The sequence below is a fragment of the Hymenobacter crusticola genome, from assembly GCF_002154225.1.
In the GTDB taxonomy this organism is placed as follows: Bacteria; Bacteroidota; Bacteroidia; order Cytophagales; family Hymenobacteraceae; genus Hymenobacter; species Hymenobacter crusticola.
Genome location: NZ_MTSE01000003.1, coordinates 284,453 through 305,484, shown reverse-complemented (window position 1 = coordinate 305,484; position 21,032 = coordinate 284,453). Strand labels below are relative to the sequence as shown.

The 21,032-nt window shown below is 55.4% G+C and carries 12 protein-coding genes; 5 read left to right on the top strand and 7 right to left on the bottom strand.

The genetic code is table 11. The annotated features are described in order from the left end of the window. Nucleotides 1–65: 65 nt before the first annotated feature. From BXP70_RS07615 to uxuA, 7 genes are all read right to left on the bottom strand, one after another. Nucleotides 66–2,066: a sialate O-acetylesterase gene (locus tag BXP70_RS07615; RefSeq protein ID WP_086593438.1), complete on the bottom strand. Its 2,001-nt coding sequence runs from the start codon at nucleotides 2,064–2,066 to the stop codon at nucleotides 66–68. Nucleotides 2,067–2,079: 13 nt separating this feature from the next. Next, nucleotides 2,080–3,708, bottom strand: coding sequence for a GH35 family beta-galactosidase (locus tag BXP70_RS07610; protein ID WP_086593437.1), 1,629 nt, complete (start codon nucleotides 3,706–3,708; stop codon nucleotides 2,080–2,082). Between the two features lie 123 nt (nucleotides 3,709–3,831). Further along, on the bottom strand, nucleotides 3,832–5,571 hold the full coding sequence (locus BXP70_RS07605; protein ID WP_143436410.1) for a RagB/SusD family nutrient uptake outer membrane protein: 1,740 nt from the start codon (nucleotides 5,569–5,571) through the stop codon (nucleotides 3,832–3,834). A gap of 137 nt (nucleotides 5,572–5,708) precedes the next feature. Continuing rightward, nucleotides 5,709–8,864 (bottom strand): SusC/RagA family TonB-linked outer membrane protein, encoded by a 3,156-nt coding sequence (locus BXP70_RS07600; protein ID WP_086593435.1) that lies wholly within the window; start codon nucleotides 8,862–8,864, stop codon nucleotides 5,709–5,711. A gap of 56 nt (nucleotides 8,865–8,920) precedes the next feature. Next, the gene (locus tag BXP70_RS07595; protein WP_086593434.1) at nucleotides 8,921–9,724 is read right to left on the bottom strand and encodes an SDR family NAD(P)-dependent oxidoreductase; all 804 of its coding nucleotides are present in this window, start codon (nucleotides 9,722–9,724) and stop codon (nucleotides 8,921–8,923) included. A 176-nt stretch (nucleotides 9,725–9,900) separates the two neighbouring features. Next, the gene (locus BXP70_RS07590) at nucleotides 9,901–12,030 is read right to left on the bottom strand and encodes an alpha-glucuronidase family glycosyl hydrolase (RefSeq protein ID WP_245849556.1); all 2,130 of its coding nucleotides are present in this window, start codon (nucleotides 12,028–12,030) and stop codon (nucleotides 9,901–9,903) included. A 25-nt stretch (nucleotides 12,031–12,055) separates the two neighbouring features. Then, complete coding sequence (uxuA, locus tag BXP70_RS07585) at nucleotides 12,056–13,294, bottom strand: mannonate dehydratase (RefSeq protein WP_245849554.1); 1,239 nt, start codon at nucleotides 13,292–13,294, stop codon at nucleotides 12,056–12,058. A gap of 329 nt (nucleotides 13,295–13,623) precedes the next feature. Between uxuA and BXP70_RS07580 the strand changes: the two genes are divergently transcribed. The 5 genes from BXP70_RS07580 to BXP70_RS07560 all read left to right on the top strand — a co-directional run bounded on the left by BXP70_RS07580 (nucleotide 13,624) and on the right by BXP70_RS07560 (nucleotide 20,988). Next, nucleotides 13,624–14,802 carry a LacI family DNA-binding transcriptional regulator gene (locus BXP70_RS07580; protein WP_086593433.1) on the top strand — a complete coding sequence of 393 codons (1,179 nt, stop codon included), beginning with the start codon at nucleotides 13,624–13,626 and terminating at the stop codon, nucleotides 14,800–14,802. A 138-nt stretch (nucleotides 14,803–14,940) separates the two neighbouring features. Further along, nucleotides 14,941–16,353, top strand: coding sequence for an FAD binding domain-containing protein (locus BXP70_RS07575; RefSeq protein ID WP_086593432.1), 1,413 nt, complete (start codon nucleotides 14,941–14,943; stop codon nucleotides 16,351–16,353). A 142-nt stretch (nucleotides 16,354–16,495) separates the two neighbouring features. Next, the gene (locus BXP70_RS07570; protein ID WP_086593431.1) at nucleotides 16,496–18,802 is read left to right on the top strand and encodes a xanthine dehydrogenase molybdopterin binding subunit; all 2,307 of its coding nucleotides are present in this window, start codon (nucleotides 16,496–16,498) and stop codon (nucleotides 18,800–18,802) included. Beyond that, nucleotides 18,768–19,757 (top strand): XdhC family protein, encoded by a 990-nt coding sequence (locus BXP70_RS07565; RefSeq protein WP_086593430.1) that lies wholly within the window; start codon nucleotides 18,768–18,770, stop codon nucleotides 19,755–19,757. The genes BXP70_RS07570 and BXP70_RS07565 overlap by 35 nt, the downstream gene beginning before the upstream one ends. 70 nt (nucleotides 19,758–19,827) lie before the next feature. Beyond that, the gene (locus BXP70_RS07560; protein WP_086593429.1) at nucleotides 19,828–20,988 is read left to right on the top strand and encodes a serine hydrolase domain-containing protein; all 1,161 of its coding nucleotides are present in this window, start codon (nucleotides 19,828–19,830) and stop codon (nucleotides 20,986–20,988) included. Nucleotides 20,989–21,032: the final 44 nt, after the last annotated feature.

Here is a 21,032-nt window from a genome sequence, read left to right as displayed (position 1 = left end):
GGTCTCTGAGTAGCCCAGGGAGTTGAACCCTGGGCTAGAGAGGGAAGCGATATTGAAATGACAACCTAGCTTTTTGGCGCCGATACTTCGGCTTGGAAGGTCGAAGCTGGCAGGCCTTCCTTGTTGTAGAGCTTAGTGCCTTCGGGGTTGTCGGCCCAGGCGTAGCGCACAGATACGGGATTTGCTACCTGGTCACTCCAGACGACTACCTTGTTGCCTTCTATCTTGGCATTGGCCCACACGTACTTTTTATCGGCACCGGCTACGGCAAAGTACTTCAACTCGCCATCACCTTTGGCAACCAGACCACTACCGGCACTGGAGAACGTGAGCGTTACTTTATTGCCATTCACCTGCAAGCTTTGATACAAGGGCCCGGAGGCTACTACATTCTTTTCGGCGTACGCCACTTTCTCAGCAGCCAAGGCCAGACGATGCCCGACGGTTTGCTTGTCGAGCGGGTGAATGTCGTTCCACTCGCCCACGTCCAGCAGCACCGCCATACCTGTGTTCGGCACAGCCAGCGTGCGACGCTGCGCGTCGCGCAAGGCCGCCCAGCCACTTTCGCTAGGCTCCTTTTTCACCGCCATGAAGTTCGGCAGTTGCGCATAGATGAAGGGTAGCGCCGGCTTTTGCATTTGCTTCCGCCAATCGTTGATAAGACTGGTGAGCAGCGCCTGGTAATCCTCCGGGTGCCCCGCGTTCGACTCCCCCTGATACCAGAGCACGCCTTTTACGGCGTACGGAATTACCGGTGCAATCATGCCATTGTATAGGCCGCCGGGTTGATACTGGAAGGTGGTAGTGCCCGGCGTGGGCTGCATAGTAGCACCTAGCTTGTACTGCCAAGGGCCGCGCAGATCAATGGTCTGTCCGCCAGCCGTAAGCTGGTAGGTTTTGTCCATAGTAAAGCCGCCACGCCCCCCGTTGCTGATGAGGCGCACCACAATCACGTTTTTGCCCGCCTTGAGCACGCCCGGCTTAAAGTCGTACTTGCGCGGCGGGTATTGGTAACCAGTAGTACCCACCAGCTGGCCGTTGATGTAGGTAGAGTCGGCATCGACCAACGTACCTAGCTCTAGGCGAGCGGGCTGACCTACCATAGCAGCTGGCACGTCTATTTCTTTGCGGAACCATAAAACGCCATTCACGGGCCCAAGCGGCGTCTGGTTGGCCCAGTAGCCAGGCACGTTCATGGTAGCCCAGCCGCTGGCATTGTAGTCAGCCGCCGACCACTTAGGCTGGCCGGGCGCCTCACCTAGGTCGGTTTGATGCAGACGCTTGTACCACTCGGCCACGGCTGCGCCTTCGCGCTGCTTGATACCCGCTACCAGCGTGCTGTCTTTGTACTTGGCGCCCTGCTGCTCATAGGCAGGAAACTGCTTCAGGGCGTCGGCACTCAACCAGGCTTCGGCCGGGGAGCCGCCCACCGCATCCTTGATGATGCCCACGGGCACCTGATACTTGGCGCTGATTTCTTTGGCGAAGAAATAGGCTACGGCCGAAAATTGCAGAATGCTCTGCGGATCGGCGGCCACCCAGGACCCGCCCGTTACGTCGGATTTTGGCCCACTGAAGGCATAGGTCAACGGCACGTTGAACTGCCGGATGCGTGGGTTGTTGGCCTGGGCAACTTCCTGCGGGTACTTATCGCGCACGCGGCTCATGGGCGTTTCCATGTTCGACTGCCCCGAGCACAGCCACACGTCCCCTACTAACACATCTTTAACGGTGAGGCGGTTGGTGCCGGCAATTTCCATCTGGAACGGACCGCCCGCTTTCTGGGCGGGCAAACTAACGCGCCACTTACCATCGGTGCCAGTAGTGGCGTGGTAGGTTTTGCCGTTGAAGGTCAGCGTGACCTTTTCCCCTGGTGCGGCCCAGCCCCAGATACCTAGGTTGGTGTCGCGCTGCAATACCATTCCGTCGCTCACGAGGCGCGGTAGGCGCACATCGGCCGCGCTAGGTTGCGCAGAAAGAAGCAGGCCGCCGGTTATGGCTAATAGAAAAAAACGCGCGGTCCGTACGTTGCGGACTGGCGCTGTGCTATTTAGGTTGTTGTTCATGCGTCCTCTGGCACTAGTAAGCGTAAAGTTTAACTCGCTGAATACTATATTCTTCGCCGGGTATCCGTACGTGGCGGCCCTGGTGGTCCTCGTCGCCGTTCATGCGGCGGCCAGCTACCCACTTCTCCCCTTCAAAATGGCCTTCATCGACACTCACGTAGCCAGCGCGCTTGCCTTTGGCAATCGGCTCGCAGGTCAGCACGATGCCCGTGCCCACGACGTAAAACTCATCGGGCGCCACCGCAATGATGAGGCCGCCGCCCGGCGACCAGCTGGGCTTTTTAGCTCCCAATGACCACCCTAGGGTATATTCGTGCTTGGCGGTGAGGCGATAGTTACCGAGCGTAGTGGTGCGAGCGGCCGAGTCCTTCTCCAACAGGAAGCCGCGCACCTGGTTTTGAGGCTGGTGCTTAGCTACTAGAAAGCTTACTTGCTGTATCAGCTCGTAAGCCTTGCCAATGGGTGCGCCTTTCAGCGTATCGCTCCCTTCAATGGCAAAAGGAGAAAATGAGAGACAGTTGTAGTTGCCAAAGGCAAAGAGTGCCTTCGCCGCTACTCCATCCTCGAAGCGGATTTCAGGAATGAATAGTGGATTTGCACCGCGCGTATAGAGGTCGCACCAGTGCTGAAAGTTTGGGTTGTAGAAGTCTGGAGCTAGGATGTCGATAGCGGGGGCACCAGCTAGCCATACATCCATGATGTGCGGCAGCGGTCCGGCGCTCGGGTATTTGCCGGGCACTACGCCCGGCCGGTTCAGGGCCGCATTCACGTACATAGGCAGCGGGTAAGCCGCTTTGCCGGCTGCGGCCACTGCATTGGTATAGGTGGCGTAGAACCAAGCCATGAAAATCTCGTCGGTAGCTAGGCCTTTGCCGAATACTTCTTCCCAGGTGCCTTTGGTTCTGGAACCCTGGCGCTGCCAAACAGCCGCAAATTCCGGTTTCAGGCTTTTCCGCTCGCGCTGCATGTAGGTAAGCAGTTGGGTCGGTACCTGCTGCTTGAAGGCAGCATTGGCGCGCTCATCGTAGCTGCGGGCCGTGGGCAGCATACCTATCTCGTTTTCCACTTGCACCGTTACCACGGTGTGCTGCTGACCGTCAGCCTCTTTTAAGTGTTGCATGAGGCGCACGAACGCCTTACGGTCGGCTTCTAGGTTGCGCGGCTCGAAAGGCGTCATAATCTCCTGCGCTACGCCTTTATCATCTTCCACCCGTGGAAATCGCTTTAAGTCCGTTTTTACCCAGGCTGGCGCGTAGCACGACATACTGTTCTTCCAAGCGCCGAACCACAGCAGCACCAGCTTCATGTTGTTCTTGCGAGCATCGCGCACTAAGTCGTCGACCAGCGTAAAATCGAACTTGCCTTCTGTGGGTTCCATCAGCTCCCAATACACAGGCGCAATGACGGTATTCAGGTTCATGGCCTTCAGCTTGGGCCAGAAAGGCTGCATGTAAGCAGTACTGGAAGCCGTGGAGTTACCTAGCTCCCCGCCGAGCACAAAGAAGGGTTTGTTATCAACCAGCAGTTGGGTGCTGGTGCCGTTCTTCACGAGGCGCGGCGTGCCGCTAGTGGCAGTTGGCTGCGCCTTGGTCACCACTACGCTTAGAAAAAGCAGATAAAACAGCAGGTATCTGGTTCTCATCAAACTATAATAACTTTTGTACAAAATGACGGTATGTGTGGGCGGAACGAGCTAGCTACTATGATGCAGCCAAAAAGCGGAACGGCCAGCATAACTGGCCGTTCCTGAGGAAATAAGAGCAATTTAGTACCCCGTATTCTGGGTGATTTTGCCACCAGTACGGTCAATTTCCGTCTGTGGAATAGGGCGCAATACGTGGTAATCTTTGATATTTATGGCAGCGTTGGAGCCATAAATACCTGTGGCAAGACGTGTAATAGGCGGGTTGTAAAGCTTTACTCGCTCTATCAGCTTACCGGTGCGCTTTAGGTCATACCAACGCGTCAGTTCACCACATAGCTCGCGTGCACGCTCATCTAGGATAAAGTCGATATTTATCCGGTTGGCAGTGATTTCCATTTGCGTGGCTTTGCCGGGCGCCGCTGCCCGCCGCCGCACTACGTTAATGTAGTCGCGAGCCTGGGCAGAATTGCCGAGGTAAAAGTAGGCTTCGGCCGCAATCAGATACGTTTCAGCTAGGCGATATACGATATTCGGACGAGTCGAGAAACCTTGAAACGACGTACGATTCCGGGAGTCAAACTTGTTGAGGGTAGGAAAGAACTCCGTGGTGTATTGGCTCGGTTGGAAAACCCGGTACGTGACAGGTTTGCGGTTAGCAATGCGCGTTAGGACGGCCGCTGGTAGCTCACGACCAGGATACCAAATAGAGGTATCGCCTACTACTGCGCTAGCGTTTCCCCCGTTGGCACCAGGCGAGTTAACTAGATAAACCGTCGTGAACCACTTGCTATAACGAGCGTCTGTGGTGCGCAACTGGGTTTGTATTTCCAACGCGTTACCATTGGCGTCACGCAGGATATAAGCGTCTTCCAGGTAGTGCGTTAAGCTATGCCGAGCAAATGGACGACCGTAATTAATATCACGGGTCATGTTCGGCAAAATATCATAGCGGCTGCGGAAGTTGAAGGCCGCTATATTCTCTCCACCAAAAGCAAAACCGTCAATGCGAGAAAAGCTGGCGTCCCCGTTGAATTGCGCATTAAAGATAACTTCCTTGCCGTTTTCATTGCCTTCAGTAAATACGGTAGCTGGGTCAGCTTCTAGACCCAAACCGTAGCGGCTTTGGTTGTCAATGAGTTCTTTGGCAAACTTGGCGGCATTTGCGTAGTCGTCGCCTTGCTTAGCCGTCGAGGTAGCCCGCTCCAGATATACCTTCGCCAGCGTGTGCAGGGACGTGGCGCGCGTTACGCGGCCAGGTTGGGCAGGCTTGTCGGCAATGTTATTCATAGCGTCCGTGAGGTCCGCAATAATGGCATTGTACACCTCTGCTTGCGGCGCCCGGCTGATATCTTTGGTGGGTGCGTCAATGAAGCTCAGCATCAGCGGCACGTCGCCGAAGTGCCGTACTAGCAGAAAGTAATAGGTTGCCCGCAACAGTTTTGTTTCTGCCACCAGCTGCTTCAAACGGGCCGGATCCATGCCTTGCACCGTGGCAGAATATTGCAACACACCATTCGCGTTGTTGATCTGCTGATAGCACACCTGCCAAAGGAAGGAGGTAGACGTCGCGTTGGCTGGGGTAAGGTCGTTGGGATTATAGTCGTTCAGCCCGCTACTAGACGAAATGCCATTGGTCCACAGGTCAGTTCCGGCCTCCGTGGAGAAAAATGCTGCGTCGTTGCCATAGATCTGCCGCAGGCCCGAATACACTCCTGTTACTCCTGCTTCTATGCCTTGGGGCGTCCCTAAGAAGCTAGGAGTTGTTATCGATTGTGGGTTTTCGTCCAGAATGTCCTTGTTGCAACTCGCACCAGCGAAGAGCAAGGAGGTTCCTAACGTGACTATTACTAGTTTTTTCATATACAAATAGCGCAATGCGCTGAAAAGTTAAAGGGGGTATTGACCAACTGATAAATGAGGGGGTGTCTGAGTAACCGAGTGCTCCAGGCAGTATGTTTCTTACCCACTCACCCAGTTACTCAGCTACTTCGTCCTGCTTAGAAGCCCAGGTTGAGGCCTACAATGAAGGACCGCGTGAAAGGATAGTTCACGCCGTTACCACCAGACGTGCCACCGCTCGTGTTGTTGGGGTTACCGCCCGTGAAGGCAATACCGCCAGGTTGGCTAGCGTCGAGGCGGGTTGAATAAGATAAGGCATCCGGGTCGATGGCTTTGTTAGCCTTGAAGAACGGATCCTTTGCCCAGAGCAGGGGGTTTTGAACTTGCACGTAAACGCGTGCATTGCTCATGAAAGCTCGCTTCGCCCAAGCGGTTGGCAGTGCATAGCCTAGGTCAATGCTACGCACTTTGATGAAGGTACCGTTCCGGTAGGCCAGGGTCTGTCCGTAGGTGGGCCACTCGGTTGCACGCGAAGACTGGTCGGGCTGCGGATATTCGTTGCTGGGGTTGGTGGCCGTCCAGTAGTTAAGGTTCACCTGGTTGCGACGTCCCGTGTTGGTGGTGAAGTAGTTCGGCCCGAACAAGGTCGGATCGACCACCGTCGCCCCAACGCGGGTCAGCGCCACCAGCGTCAGGTCGAAGCCTTTGTACTTGAAGCGGTTGGTCAGACCGGCCTCAAACTTGGGCTGGCGGCTGCCCACAATCACGCGGTCATTGGAGTTGATCACGCCGTTGTTGTCCACATCAGCCACCTTGATCTGGCCGGGCTTGGAGTTGTACTTCTTGGCCTCATCGGCTTCCGACGTCTGCCAGATGCCCAGCTTCTTGTAATCATAGAACACATATAAGGGCTGGCCGATGAAGCGCTGGTTGCCGATGTCGCTGAGCTTGCTGCCGCTGGCATCGTTTAAGCCCAGGTCCAACACCTTCTCCCGGTTCACGGTAAAGTTCCAGTCCGTGCTCCATTCGAAGCCGCTGCCAGTACGCACGTTCACCGTGGAGAGCGACACTTCGATACCGCGGTTTTGGGTCTGGCCCACGTTGCGCACGTAAGAGCTATAGCCGCTGGCCGTTGGTAGCGCGTCGGGCAGCAATAGGTCGCTGGTACGCTGCTGGTACACTTCCACCGAACCCGTGATACGGTTTTGCAGGAAGCCGAAGTCTAAGCCAAAGTTGGTCGTGGTTGTGTACTCCCAGCCTAGGTTGCCGTTCGGGATGCTGTTCGGCACTACGCCTACTGCGCCAGTCGCGCCGTAGTTATAGTAGCCGTTGCCGATGCCCGAGCCCAGTGCCCCGAGGGTCTGGTAGGGGTTCACCGCTGTGCTACCCACGCGGCCTAAGCTAGCCCGGAATTTCAAGTTGCTAAGCCACGCCTGATCTTGCAGGAACGACTCGTTGGCAATATTCCACGCTACGGCAGCAGAAGGGAAAGCTTTGTACTTGTTGCCTGGCGCCAAACGCGACGAGCCATCAACGCGCACGGTTAAGGTAGCCGAGTAGCGGTTATCAAAGGCGTAGTTCGCACGGCCCATGTAGGAGATGATATCCCACCGCTGCTGACTGCTGCTAGCCGAGCTAGGTGTACCAGCACCTAGGTTATTGTATAGCTGGTAGTTCGCTAACAAGTTACGAGCCCCAACACTAGAGTTGTCGAAGCGGTATCCTTGCCAGCTGTACAAGCCCGTAAAGTTCACATCGTGCTTACCAAAGCTGCGGTTATACGTCAGGATGTTCTCGGTGAGCAGGTTGAAAGCCAAGTTAGATGACCGCGAAGCCGTGCTCTGTCCGCCGCCGTTTTGCGGGGTGTACGAAGCGTAGAAGGTGCCGTTGTTCTCGGAGCGCACATCCAGACCTAGGTTCAAGCGGTAGTCTAAGCCTTTCAGAATGTTTACCTGCCCGTATAGGCTGTTGAAGGTACGTATCCGGCGGCTCTGGTCTTTGTGTGCGTTATCGGCATACAAGGTGAGCGGGTTCGATCCGGCAGTATCGCCGTTTGGGTACAGAACTAGGTTGCCGTTGGCATCCGTGGTAGAAGCAAGCGGACTAGTCGTCAGAATCTGATTCAGAATACCGACGTTCGGATCATCCGATACGTTGAACGTGTTCAGCGTGTTCACGCCCACTTTCACCCGTTTGCCGATTTGCTGGTCGAGCGTACCACGCAGCGAATAACGCTGATAACGCTGTACGGGAGTGATACCCGTTTCGTCGTAGTAGCCCAGCGAGGTTGAATATTGGGTTTGGTCTGTACCACCCGACACGCCAACGACATGGTTTTGGATGTGCCCCTTTTGGAAGAGCAGCTTCTGGTAGTCGGTGGTGCGGCCAGCAGCGTAGTTGGCCCGTTCGTCGTTCGTTAGGAACGTAGTAGCCGTGTTGGGGTCGTAGTTCGCGTTCTGAGCGCGGTAGGCTTCGAGGCGGTAGTTGTAGTACTCCTGCCCGTTTTGCAAATCATAAAGGCCATACGCCTTTTTCGTGCCGTAGTAGCCACTGTAGGTAGCGCGCGGAGCACCTGACTTACCGCGTCGGGTGGTAATCAGGATAACGCCATTAGCACCACGAGCGCCGTAGATAGCCGTGGAGGAAGCATCTTTCAGCACTTCCAGCGACGTAATATCGTCCGGGTTCAGGTCATTGAGGCTACCGTCAAAGGGTACGCCGTCTACTACCAGCAGCGGGTCGTTGCTACCCGAGATAGAACGGTTGCCCCGGATACGAATAACCGGGCTCTGACCGGGTGTGGTGCTGGAGTTGGAAATCGTAACGCCGGCCGCACGACCCTGCAGGGCCTGGCCAACGTTAGCCACTGGTACATCGCGCAGTTGCTCTTCGGTAACCGACGAAATAGCGCCCGTTACCTGGCTCTTCTTCTGCACGCCATAGCCGACGACCTGTACTTCATTCAGGGCGGTGGTTTCGGTAGCCAGCTTCACGTCGAGCGAAGTGCGGCTGCCTACCACAACTTCCTGCTTCACGAAGCCAATAGAGCTGATAACTAAGACTGTATTATCGCTGGGCACTGCCAGGCTAAAGTTACCGTTAGTGTCGGTGCCAGTACCCTGAGTTGTGCCTTTCACAACAACGGTAACACCAGCAAGACCTTCGCCATTCGTGCCCGTAACCCGCCCCGTTACAGTGCGGCCCGTTTGGGCCATCACCAATGTGGGGGTGAGGCCGAGTAATGATAAAACTACTGCGCCGCGCGCCACTGGTTGCCCAAAGCGGAGCAAAGCAGCATATAGAGGTGCTTTCATAATAGGTGGGAAATGTTTTGTGGAAAAAACTCTTTGTGGGAAAACGCTGGGGAATTTTAAAAACCGATGGAGTTGCCACCGTCGACCGGCAGCGAGGCACCCGTGATGTAGCGGGCAGCATCGGAGGCTAGGAACACGGCCGCGTGGCCAATATCTTCGGGCTTGCCGAACTTACCCATGGGCGTGCGGCGCATGGCTCGGTCGCGGCGTTCAGGGTCGTTGTTCATGGCAGTGCGGCTCATTTCGGTTTCGATGAAGCCTGGGGCAATGGCATTCACCCGCACATTAGCGCCCGAAAACTCCGAGGCTAACACTTTTACCATGCCTTCCACCGCTGATTTGGAAGCAGCGTAGGCCACTACCCGATCGATACCGTAGTAGGCTGCCATCGACGAAATCATCAGAATCACGCCACTCTTCCGGGCTACCATCTGCTTGGCGCAAGCTCGGGTGAGGGCAAACACCGAGTTTAGGTTGGTGTGGATAATGCGGCTGAACTCCTCATCGGTTACTTCCAACGCGGGCTTTTTCATGTTGATGCCGGCGTTATTTACCAAAATATCCAACGGCCCCCACGAATCCTCGATATGCTTCACTAGGCCATCGAGCGAACCTAGGTCGCACACGTCGTTGACGAGGTATTCGGCTGAGTCGCCCAGTCCAGCTACGGCATCTTTCAAGGGCTGCTCGCGCCGGCCGGTAATGACCACATGAGCCCCCGCCTGCACCATACAGCGGGCAATTTCCAGCCCAATGCCGCTACCACCGCCCGTAATTAGGGCCAGCTTTCCCTCCAACGAGAAGGGATTCTGCTGCGTCAGGGTATCGGTGAGGTTCGTATGAGTTTCTACGTGCTCCATGTTTGTTGGTAGACTGTTTAAGTATCTGTTGATCAGAAGTTCACTTTCTTGTTCTGCCTTAGCGCAGAAGCCGTACAAAACCTAGATTCGCCTACTGGCGCCTACACAAGCTAGGTGACAGTAGTTCTTAGTAAAAGCTAGGTTTGTATCCGTAAGCTTGCCGTAGGACGGCGGATTTACCGCATTTGGTAGATGTCGACAATCTGCTTCACAGCCTCCAGCGAGCGTTCGGGTGGGGCAAATGGCGCTGGGATAGGTTGCTTGGCGTACGTTTGGAAGTAGAGCACGCAGGCATCGCGCCACCAAATAGCCTCTTTGCGCTGGGTTTGGAGGCGAGCTGCTACATCAGCATGTAGAGCTGGGTCTATCGCTGGCTTCACTTGGGTCCATTGCTGCTGCATCCACGTCACCGAGTCGGCCCCAGTATAGTAGCGGTAGCAGAGCTCATTCCACAGGGTGCGGCCGGTGCTGAGCTGTTGCTTCCAGGGCACGTGGTGAAACCACAGCAGGTAGTTAAGTGGGCACGTTTGTGGGTTCCCCCACGCCTGCTGCACTTCGGGCTTGTACAGGCTGAGAGCGTTACTGCCCTTGGCGGTGCGGTCGAAACCTAGGCCAATCGAATCTGCTTTGTGGTAGTAAACAGCCGTCCAGTCGGGACGGGCACTTTTGGCTAGCCAGGGCTCAGGGCCGTAATGGATGCTCTGCCCCATGATATGGTGCAAACCCAGCGGCATAGTATAGCGCACATATATATCGCGCGATTTCACCATCATATTTGTGATAGTAGTCACCGCCTTAGGCTCGTTCGTCAGCGTCATGCGGGTCCACTCCTTGGCAATGACAGCTGAGGACAGCGTGTGATCCCAAGCTAGGCGGCCGTAGGCGTACCAGTTGGCTTGCCCCATCGGATGCCCAGTCCAGTTGCGATCGGAGCCAATGTTGGCCACGCCAGCAATGCCACTGATCTGGTGGTTATCGACGCTACCATCCACTACTTTAGCTACTGTAGAGCCTTTGCCTTTCGCGTACGTATCCGTTTCCAAGCACTCCTTAATGAGCGGACCCAGATATACCATGTGCGTAGCAAACCCTAGGTACTCCTGCGTGAGCTGTACTTCCAGCACTAGCGGCGTGCTAGGCATGGCCCCAAACAGCGGGTGAAACGGCTCCCGCGCCATAAAGTCGATCGGGCCATTTTTCACCTGTACTAGTGCTTTCGTCGCAAACTTGCCGTCTAGGGGCTTGAACTCTTCATACGCCTCCTTGAACCGGTCGCCGTTGGAGTTGGCCTTGTACACGAAAGCCCGCCACATCACAATACCATCGTGCTGACCTAGGGCTTCGGCCAGCATGTTAGCGCCCTCGGCATGGTTGCGGCCGTAGTCTTGCGGACCAGGTTCCCCCTCCGAGTTAGCTTTTACTAAAAAGCCGCCAAAGTCCGGAATAGTCTTGTAGATTTCATTGGTCTTGTCGGTCCACCAACGGCGTACATTCGGGTCGAGCGGATCGGAAGTAGCTAAGCCACCTAAGGTTTTGGGTGCGGCCCAAAACACCGACAAATACACCCGGATGCCGTAGCGTCGAAACACACTGGCTAAGGCTGCTACTTTGCGCAAGTACTCTGGCGTCAGGTACCGGGCACTGGCATTCACGTTGTTGATTACTACTCCGTTGATACCAATTGAAGCATTGGCACGGGCATAATCGAGGTAGCGTGGATCGAGCAATTCCGGCAACTCATACCACTTCCAGATTGATGAACCCGCATAGCCGCGCTCTACCGTACCATTAGGATTATCCCAATGGTTTAGCATGCGGTATTCGATTTTAGGGCTGCTCGTAAGAGCTAGGTTGGTAAGCGGCTGCTGGGTTTGAAGCTGACGCAACAGGGCAAACGTGCCGTAGAGCACGGCCGCGTCCGTTGGACCCGCCACGACGATGTTTCCCTTCTCGGAAAAAACCCGGTAACCCTCCTTATTTAGCTTTGCAGACCGATCGTTTGCGGTAACGTTTGCAGATGAAGTAACGCGTAAAAGGATGCCACCTTGTTTTTTTGCGGCCCCTGCTGTTACCGAAACCGTCTGTCCTAATAGCCCTTTCAAGCCAAGTTGTAATTCTTTAACAGCTGATTGCAGCACCGGTGAGGAAGTGCCTTCGACAGCCACAAATTGAGCGGCTTGTTGGTAAGCTTTGCGCTGCGCAGCATCTGGCAGCAGGTCGTACTTCAGCCACAACCGGTACCCATCGTCGGCCACGCTGCGCTGCGCGCCAAGAATAAGCAACAGGAAGAATAGCGTACGAAGCACGGGCGTAGAACGTAAAAGCACTGAACTAGTAATTGGTAGCAGTCATGAATTCGGCGGGCGCTGCATCAGTAGCCAAAGCACGGCGGATACCTAGCTCCAACCCGCGCAACTCGGCCAAGCCCCGCAGACGACCAATGGCCGAATAGCCGGGATACGTTTTCTTATGCAGGTCGTCGAGCATCTGGTGGCCGTGGTCGGGGCGCATCGGAATGGATGAGTTACCGCTGCTCTCTTGTTGGCGGCGTTGCTCTTCCAGCACCAACTCACGCACCACAGCGTACATGTCTACGTCGCCGGTCAGATGGTCAGCTTCGTGGAAGTTGCGCGGGTTTTCCTCGCGCTTAGTAGCGCGCAGATGAACAAAATGGATGCGCTGACCTATGCGCCGCACAATGCCGGGCAGATCATTATCGGACCGCACACCTAATGAGCCTGTGCAGTAGGTGATGCCATTGGCTGGGGCGTCGTAGGCAGCCATCAGTTCCGCCAAATCAGCCTCAGTGCTTACTACACGAGGCAGCCCTAGCAGCGGATAGGGCGGATCATCAGGGTGAATGCAAAGGTTTATCCCCACCTCGGTGGCGACGGGGCCTACTTCCCTAATAAAGTGAAACAGATTCTCTTTCAGTGCATGGCGATCAATAGCAGCGTACTGATCCAGCAACGACTGGAAACCTGCTAGTTCAAACGCTTCTTCGGAGCCGGGCAGCCCTAACAACACCGTGTTTGTCAGTTCAGCTAGTTGGTCTACGCTCATGCCGCTAAACTGCTGCTGGGCAGCCGCAATGACCTCTGGCTCATAATCAACTTCGGCGCCGGGACGCTTTAGGATGAATAGATCAAACAGGGCGAAATCCTGCCACACAAAGCGTAACGCTCGCGAGCCATCGGGCAGCTCGTAGTTTATGTTGGTGCGCGACCAATCCAGCACGGGCATAAAGTTGTAGCACACCGTTTGGATGCCGCAAAGTGCTAGGTTCCGGATTGACTGCTTGTAGTTCTCTATGTATTCCGCGCGCGAAGGCAGACCCTTTTTTATGTCTTCGTGAACGGGTAGACTTTCTACGACCGCCCAGTGCAAGGGCGAAAATTTATTATTGTCCGCCTCGACAAGTTGCTGACGCAATTTGATGTCTTCTACCGACCACACGGCACCGACAGGGAGTTGGTGCAGTGCCGTCACCACGCCCGTACATCCCGCTTGGCGAATAGCAAACAAAGACACTGGATCATTTGGCCCAAACCAGCGCATAGTATGCAGCATACCCTATTGTATTATTAAAAAAATGCAATTCAACTGCCGTTTACTATTCAAGACATATCCTGCTTAAAGCAGACTATTGAAGAGCAGACGGGGTGATTTCTTCTTCGAAGATAAGTGAGTAGTTAGCTCAAAAACGAATACTAAAACGTTTCCGAAACATCAAAAGTAAAACAAAAATATCACAACCGTTTCCGGAAACGGTTGTGATAGGTAAAATAAAGAATAATTTTATGAAAAAAAATTAGAAGATTATCTTCGAATAATCAAAAGAAGCTTTCCAGGAGGTTTGTGTGTAACTTCGTCTAACTTATTGATAATACAATCCCTATATGATCAAGTGCACAAAGTGCGGACTTGCCGACGGTGTTATGCGCGCTGGCTTCATCCGAGGGCGTCAACGCTTCTTTTGCAAAGTCTGTGATTACCATTTTACTGACGTCAAAACAGCGCCTGTACCGGAGCGCAAACGTCACCAGACAACGATCGGCGACGTTGCGAAAGCGCTAGGGGTAGCTTCCTCAACGGTGTCGCGCGCCCTAAACGGGCACACGGACATTAGTCCTACCACGCGGCAGGCTATTCTGGAAGTTGCCCGACAGCTTGACTACCAACCTAGCTTGCTGGCCCAGAGCTTGAAGCGCAGCGAAACGCACACCATTGGGGTGATTATCCCCGATATCGAGCGGCCTTTCTTTGCAACGGCGGTTAGTGGTATCCAGCAGGTAGCGGCCGAAGAAGGCTACCGGGTAATGATTTGTCAGTCGAAGGAGTCGTATCAGACGGAAGTGAGCAACGTGCAAGCGCTCATTGCCAGTCGCGTAGATGGGCTCTTGATCTGCCACTCCCGCGAAACGGAGAACTTCGACCACGTGAAGCAAGACGCCTGCCGCGGTATCCCGATCGTTCACTTCGACCGGGTGTGCGACGAGGTAAATAGCGCCAAGGTAATCTTGGACGACTGGGACGGCGCCTTTGCCGTGACGGAACATCTGATTCAGGAAGGGTGCCGCCGTATTGCCATCCTGGCGGGGCCGGAGTCGTTGTTAATCAGCAAGAACCGCAAGGCAGGCTACTTGAGCGCGTTGCGTAAGCACGGCTTGCCAGTGGAAGGCGAGTACCAAACCCATATTAACTTCCGTACTGAGTCAGCCGTAGCTGCTTTGGATACTTGGCTAGCTCTTCCAAAGCCACCTGATGCTATTTTTGCCATCAATTACACCAATGCCATCGACTTAATCCAGTCGTTGAAACAGCGTGGATTACACGTGCCGGAGGATATTGCCGTAGTTGGTTTCGGGGATGAGTTTATGGCTTCCATGATTGAGCCGGGCTTAACCACAGTCAATCTTCACCCCTACCGAATTGGGCAGCAAGCCGCTCGCCTTTTTTTGGAACAAGTACGACAAAAAGATGATTTTCAACCGCGTACGTTTGTTATTTCTGGTGACTTGGTCATTCGAAAGTCGTCGTTGAAGGGTCGTGGCTCCGAGTTTACGTTGAGCATCTAACCCTAGCCCTTGCCCTGGTTTAGACCTATCAACTGCAAGTTTGGCTATAGCTGTTTTACCAGTAAATTTTCGAGCATAACATCGCTTTTGTGTAGCGGAAATCAAGTATCTTAGACGAAACCTGATACTTTTTTCCTCTTGCTCAAGTTCCTTCTCAACCATCAAGAAGTAAGCACTTCGCTGCCCACGGGTACCGTGCTGCTCGACTACATCCGCTACGACCAGCACCTGAAAGGTACCAAGATTGGGTGCCGGGAGGGGGACTGCGGGGCGTGCACGGTGCTGGTGGGCGAGCTTGTAGGCGACCAGTTGCGCTACCGTTCTTTTACCTCCTGCCTTACCCCGCTCGGCAACTTGCAAGGCAAGCATGTAGTAACGGTGGAAGGCATTAACCAGCAGGGGCTCAACCCTATCCAGCAGGCCATGGTGGATGAATCGGCAACACAGTGCGGGTTTTGCACGCCGGGCTTCGTGATGTCGTTGGCGGGTTTTTGCTTAAGTGAGAAAGAGGCTACTTGCCAGAATGCTGTGGCGGCCGTGGATGGTAACATCTGCCGCTGCACGGGCTACAAGTCTATTGAACGGGCGGCGGCGCGCGTGGCCCATTTGCTGGAAGCGCGTAACGGCGAAGAGCCTGCCACCTTCGTCGCGCAACAGCAGATTTTACCCGAATATTTTGCAGGCATCAAACCTAGGTTGCAGGCCCTAGCGGGGGAAGCTAACTCCAATGGATATGGGCCAGACGCTATGCCGCAGTTTGTGGGCGGCGGCACCGACCTGTACGTGCAGAAGCACGAAACCATGCGGGAGCTCGCTGCACAGTTCCTCTTCGACCACCCTAGCTTGCAAGGAGTCACGCAGCAAGGCAACCGCTGCGTGATTGGCGGTGCAGCTACCGTAACGGACCTAGCCGAATCGGCGGTGCTGCGCGAGTACTTCCCCGAGTTCCGCAGCTTCTTGCGGCTGGTATCGTCCACGCCCATCCGCAACATGGCCACGGTGGCGGGCAATTTCGTCAACGCCTCCCCTATCGGCGACCTGACAATCATGTCCTTGGCCCTAAATGCGCAACTGGTGCTCAGCGATGGCAACACAACGCGTGAGGTGCCGTTGCGGGAGTTTTACCAGGGCTATAAGCAGTTAGCTAAAACACCGCAGGAAAATATTACGGCCATCTGGTTTGAGCTGCCGGACGCGCGTACCACGTTCAACTTCGAGAAAGTCAGCAAGCGTACGCACCTCGATATTGCCAGTGTCAATTCGGCTTGCCGGCTGACGGTTACGAACGGCTTCATCACGGCGGCTAGCCTTTCCGCGGGTGGCGTTGGCCCGACCCCTAGGTTGCTGCCCAAGGCCTCGGCTTTTCTGGTGGGCAAGGAAGTTTCGGAAGCGTTGATCCAAGAAACCGCGGAGCTAGCTCAGACGGAGATTTCGCCCATCAGCGACGCTCGTGGTACCGAGACCTACAAGCGCCTCTTGCTTAGCCAATTGCTAAAAGCACACTTTCTCGCCTTGTTTCCGCAGCTAAACGCGGCAGAGTTGCTGCGGTAGGCTCGTGCAGAGACACCTACTGATGTCTCGTTGTTAAACGACCTACTAGACAAGCGACAACAGCGCAATACACGCAAGGCAAACAACACTGGCAACGATTGAGACACCAGTGGGTGCCCTTACCCTTCGATTTCAGCAGCATATGAAGAACATAGATTCCAGCAACCACGTCAAGGGGCAGTCGCTCTACTTGGACGATATTCTGCTGGTCGCCGGAACGTTGTTTGGCGCGGCGTTCGTTTCGCCCATCGCCCATGGGCACATTGAGCAACTGCACCTAGGTGAAGCGCTGCAGCAGCCAGGCGTAGTGCGCATCTTCACGCACCAAGATATTACCGGCGAAAACCAGATTGGCGGCATTATTCCCGATGAGCCGCTGCTAGCCGACCACGAGGTGGACTTTTGCGGAATGCCCATCGCCTTCGTGGTCGCCACTTCGGATCATGCCGCGCGCGCTGCCGTGCGCAAGATTAAGGTCGACATTACGCCGCTACCAGTAATTACTGATCCGCGCGTGGCACACGCGCAAGGGGAACTCATTGTGCCGCCCCGCACTTTTAAGCTAGGTGCCCCCGAGCTCACCTGGGACCAGTGCGAATACGTGGTGGAAGGCTCGGCTGATAGCAACGGGCAGGAGCACCTATACATCGAAACGCAGTGTGCCTATGCCATTCCGCAGGAGAATGGGGAGTTAAAAATTTACTCTTCCACGCAGAGCCCCACGGCCAGTCAGCGTACGGCGGCACGGGTGCTCGGCGTGCCTATGCACCAGGTGGAAGTTGATGTAATTCGCTTGGGCGGCGGCTTTGGTGGCAAGGAAGACCAGGCCAACGCCTGGGTGGCGCTGTGCGCCCTAGCCGCACATCACCTAGGTAAGCCTGTGAAGTACGTGCTCGACCGCCTCGAAGACATGCAGATGACCGGCAAGCGTCACCCGTATTCTTCTGACTTCAAAATCGGGCTAGATAAAGACCTGAACATCCTAGCCTACGAGGTAGACTTCTACCAGAACGCTGGGGCCGCGGCCGACCTTTCGCCGGCCATTATGGAGCGCACGCTGTTTCACACCACCAGCACCTACTTTATCCCGAATGTGCGCGCCACGGCTTACAGCTGCCGTACGCACTTGCCACCAAATACCGCTTTCCGGGGCTTCGGCGGACCGCAAGCTAAATTTGTAATGGAGTCGGCTATTGCCAAAGTGGCCGAGGAGCTAGGGATTGATGCCTGCATCATTCAAAAGAAAAACCTGAATAACACCGGCGACGAATTTCCGTTTGGACAAAAAGCGGTGAGCGAGGCGCACGCCTGCTGGCATAAGGCAGAAAGCCTGTACGAGGTGGAAAAATTGCGGCAAGAGGTACAACACTTTAACGCCAACAACACTCTGTTTAAGAAGGGCTTGTCGTTCATGCCAATCTGTTTTGGCATTTCCTTCACCAACACCTCCATGAACCAAGCGAGGGCCTTGGTGCACGTCTATTACGACGGCAGCGTGAAGGTGAGCACCGGAGCCGTAGAAATGGGCCAGGGCGTGAATACCAAGATGTTGCAGGTAGCCGCGCAGGTATTCTCGATCAGCCCGGCAAAGGTGCGCATGCAAACCACCAGCACCAATCGCATTGCTAACACCTCGCCTTCTGCCGCCAGCGCCACCGCCGACCTCAACGGTAAAGCTGTGCAGCTTGCCTGTGATGCCATCGTAGAACGACTGAAACGCGTAGCTGCGGAGGAGCTGCAAGTGCCCGAAACTGCTATTGAGCTGAAGAACGAACAAGTGCTGCTGCACGGCCAGCCAACGGTGCTAGACTGGAAAAAGCTGGTCACAGCGGCTTTCCTGAAGCGCGTTAGCCTCTCGGAGCACGCGCACTACGCCACCCCAGAGGTGCACTTCGACAAGAAGACTGAGAAGGGGCACCCGTTTGCTTACCACGTCTATGGCACGGCCATCACCGTTGCCACCGTCGACTGCGTGCGCGGCACGTACACCGTAGATGCAGTGAAGGTGGTGCACGACTTCGGCCACAGCATGAACCCTACTATCGACCGTGGGCAAATTGAAGGTGGCATAGTGCAAGGCATCGGTTGGATGACGCTAGAGGAGCTGATCTACGACCAAACGGGCCGCTTGCGCTCCAATACCTTATCGACTTATAAGATCCCGGATATCTACTCAGTGCCCAAGGAAATAGCCATCAACGCACTGGACACCGACAAAGACAACCTAGCTATTCTGCGCTCCAAGGCGGTGGGCGAGCCGCCGTTTATGTACGGCATCGGGACGTATTTCGCCCTGCGCAACGCTATCAAAGCCTTCAACCCTGCTTCTCCCCTCGCCTTCGACGCTCCCATGACTCCGGAAAAGGTGTTGCTGGGCCTGTATCCGCCGTCGAGCGCGGGCGCTACTACCTTGCATGAAAAGAGCCTTAGCCACGTGGCAACTTCTTAGCGAAAGTCTGCGGCGGGGCGAGCCAGCGGTGCTGCTGTACGTGGTGCAGAGTGCTGGCAGCAGTCCGGGCCGGCAGGGCTTCATAATGGCGGTGAATGCGGCGGGCGACATGCAGGGCTCCATTGGAGGCGGTATCATGGAGCACAAGCTGGTGCAGCTCGCCCGCGAACGGCTCGCGCAACCAGCTTTGCCACCTAGCTTGCACCGCCAGATTCACAACAAAACCGCCCCGAAAGATCAGAGCGGCATGATCTGCTCCGGCGAGCAAACCATTCTGCTTTACCCAGTGCAGCCGTCTGATGCTGACGCTGTGCAACAGATTGTAGCTGCTTTGGAACACGAGCAAGCCGGCGTACTCACCTTAGCGCCCACAACCGGGCTAGCTTTTGAACGGAATCAAAAGCCAGGGCAGGCAGATTACGGCTTTACGCAGGAGTCGGCGGAAGGCTGGCTCTACCGGGAAAAGCTAGGGTATCAGAATCAGTTGCACATCATTGGCGGTGGGCACTGTGCGCTAGCGTTTGCCCGCCTTATGCATACACTCGACTTTCATATTCAGCTCTACGAAGATCGACCTGCGCTTAATACCTTCTTAACCAACGCTTATACGCACGCCAAAAACGTTGTGAGCAGCTACAGCGACCTAGCTTCGCTGGTGCCCGAAGGCGACGGCCAATACGTGGTGATCATGACCTTTGGCTACCGCACCGACGACGTGGCGCTCCGGGCTTTGCTCAGTAAAAACGTATCGTTTTTGGGCGTGCTCGGCAGTAAAAAGAAGATCGAGAAGATGCTAGGTGACTACCGGGCTGAAGGGATTCCGCCGGAGCAACTGGAACGACTGCACGCGCCGGTGGGCTTGCCCATCAAAAGCCAGACGCCAGAAGAAATAGCCATCAGCATTGCCGCGCAGATCATTGCAGTAAAGAACAAGGCGCAAGCGCGGATTTTGTAATTCGTGCTTGCGTCTTGTTCTCTTATATTGCCAGGCGCGGACTACAAAGTCTGCGCTACATGCGCCTTTTATGCTTCGTAAATCTTTACTAATTCTCTTGTTTCCGGTGCTGGCGGCCTGCACGCGCCCGGCTGCTTCCCCCGATACCGCTAGTTCCAAACCTTACTATCCTGGTGCTGATGCTAGCTGGAAGCACCAACATCCAACGGTGGCTGGCTTCGATTCTGCTCGTTTGGCTGAGGCTGTGGCCTTCGCTAAAACACAGGAAACAACTCAAATGACGCCCAACTTCTCCACCCAGGAGGAGATTTTCGGGAAACTGCTCGGACCCATGCCTACGAGTCGCGCCGCCACGAACGGCCTGATTCTGCGGCACGGCTACATCGTGGCCGAGTGGGGTGACACCCAGCAGGCCGACCCAACTTATAGCGCCGCCAAGAGCGTTCTGTCTACCATTCTCGGCCTGACGATTGACCGCGGCATGATCAAGAACATCCAGGAGCCGGTGGCCAACTATATTCACGACGGCGGCTACGATTCGGAGCAAAACCGTAAGGTGACCTGGGAATATCATGCACGCCAAACTAGCGAGTGGGAAGGTGAGCTGTGGGGCAAAAACGCCAACTTCATTGGCCACGAAGCTTTTGGCAAAGGCGAGCGGAAGCCACGCGCCCTCCAAGCGCCGGGCACCTACTACGAGTATAATGACGTGCGCATCAACCGCCTAGCTCTGTCGCTGCTGCGGCTATGGAAACGCCCCTTGCCCGACGTGTTAAAAACCGAAATCATGGATCCCATTGGCGCTTCAAACTCCTGGCGCTGGGTGCCTTACCCTAATGCCGTGGCGACGGTTGACGGAAAGCAACTCCCCTCGGTAAGCGGCGGCACACGTTGGGGCGGCGGCCTGTGGATCAACGCCCGCGACGAAGCTAGGTTCGGCTACCTGATACTGCGGCAAGGCCGCTGGGGGAAGAAACAAATTGTGTCCTCCAACTGGATCAAGCAAGCCACCCTACCAGGCCCCGTCGGTCCTGACTATGGCTATTTGTGGTGGCTCAACACCACTCAGAAAGCCTGGCCCGATGCACCGGCCAATAGCTTTGCGGCCCTAGGTGCCGGTTCGAACACCATTTGGGTTGACCCCACGCACGACATTGTCATTGTGTGGCGCTGGCACAACGGCAGCCCCAACGACCTCATCAAACGCGTGCTAGGGGCGTTGAAGTCCTAGGTTGCTTGTCCTCCCAAGCCTTGCGAGGAAAAACAGTAACACAT

Excerpts from the sequence above, each read along its gene's own strand:
- BXP70_RS07615 (WP_086593438.1), bottom strand. The coding sequence starts at position 2,066 with ATGAACAACAACCTAAATAGCACAGCGCCAGTCCGCAACGTACGGACC.
- BXP70_RS07610 (WP_086593437.1), bottom strand. The coding sequence starts at position 3,708 with ATGAGAACCAGATACCTGCTGTTTTATCTGCTTTTTCTAAGCGTAGTG.
- BXP70_RS07605 (WP_143436410.1), bottom strand. The coding sequence starts at position 5,571 with ATGAAAAAACTAGTAATAGTCACGTTAGGAACCTCCTTGCTCTTCGCT.
- BXP70_RS07600 (WP_086593435.1), bottom strand. The coding sequence starts at position 8,864 with ATGAAAGCACCTCTATATGCTGCTTTGCTCCGCTTTGGGCAACCAGTG.
- BXP70_RS07595 (WP_086593434.1), bottom strand. The coding sequence starts at position 9,724 with ATGGAGCACGTAGAAACTCATACGAACCTCACCGATACCCTGACGCAG.
- uxuA (WP_245849554.1), bottom strand. The coding sequence starts at position 13,294 with ATGCTGCATACTATGCGCTGGTTTGGGCCAAATGATCCAGTGTCTTTG.
- BXP70_RS07580 (WP_086593433.1), top strand. The coding sequence starts at position 13,624 with ATGATCAAGTGCACAAAGTGCGGACTTGCCGACGGTGTTATGCGCGCT.
- BXP70_RS07570 (WP_086593431.1), top strand. The coding sequence starts at position 16,496 with ATGAAGAACATAGATTCCAGCAACCACGTCAAGGGGCAGTCGCTCTAC.
- BXP70_RS07565 (WP_086593430.1), top strand. The coding sequence starts at position 18,768 with ATGAAAAGAGCCTTAGCCACGTGGCAACTTCTTAGCGAAAGTCTGCGG.
- BXP70_RS07560 (WP_086593429.1), top strand. The coding sequence starts at position 19,828 with ATGCTTCGTAAATCTTTACTAATTCTCTTGTTTCCGGTGCTGGCGGCC.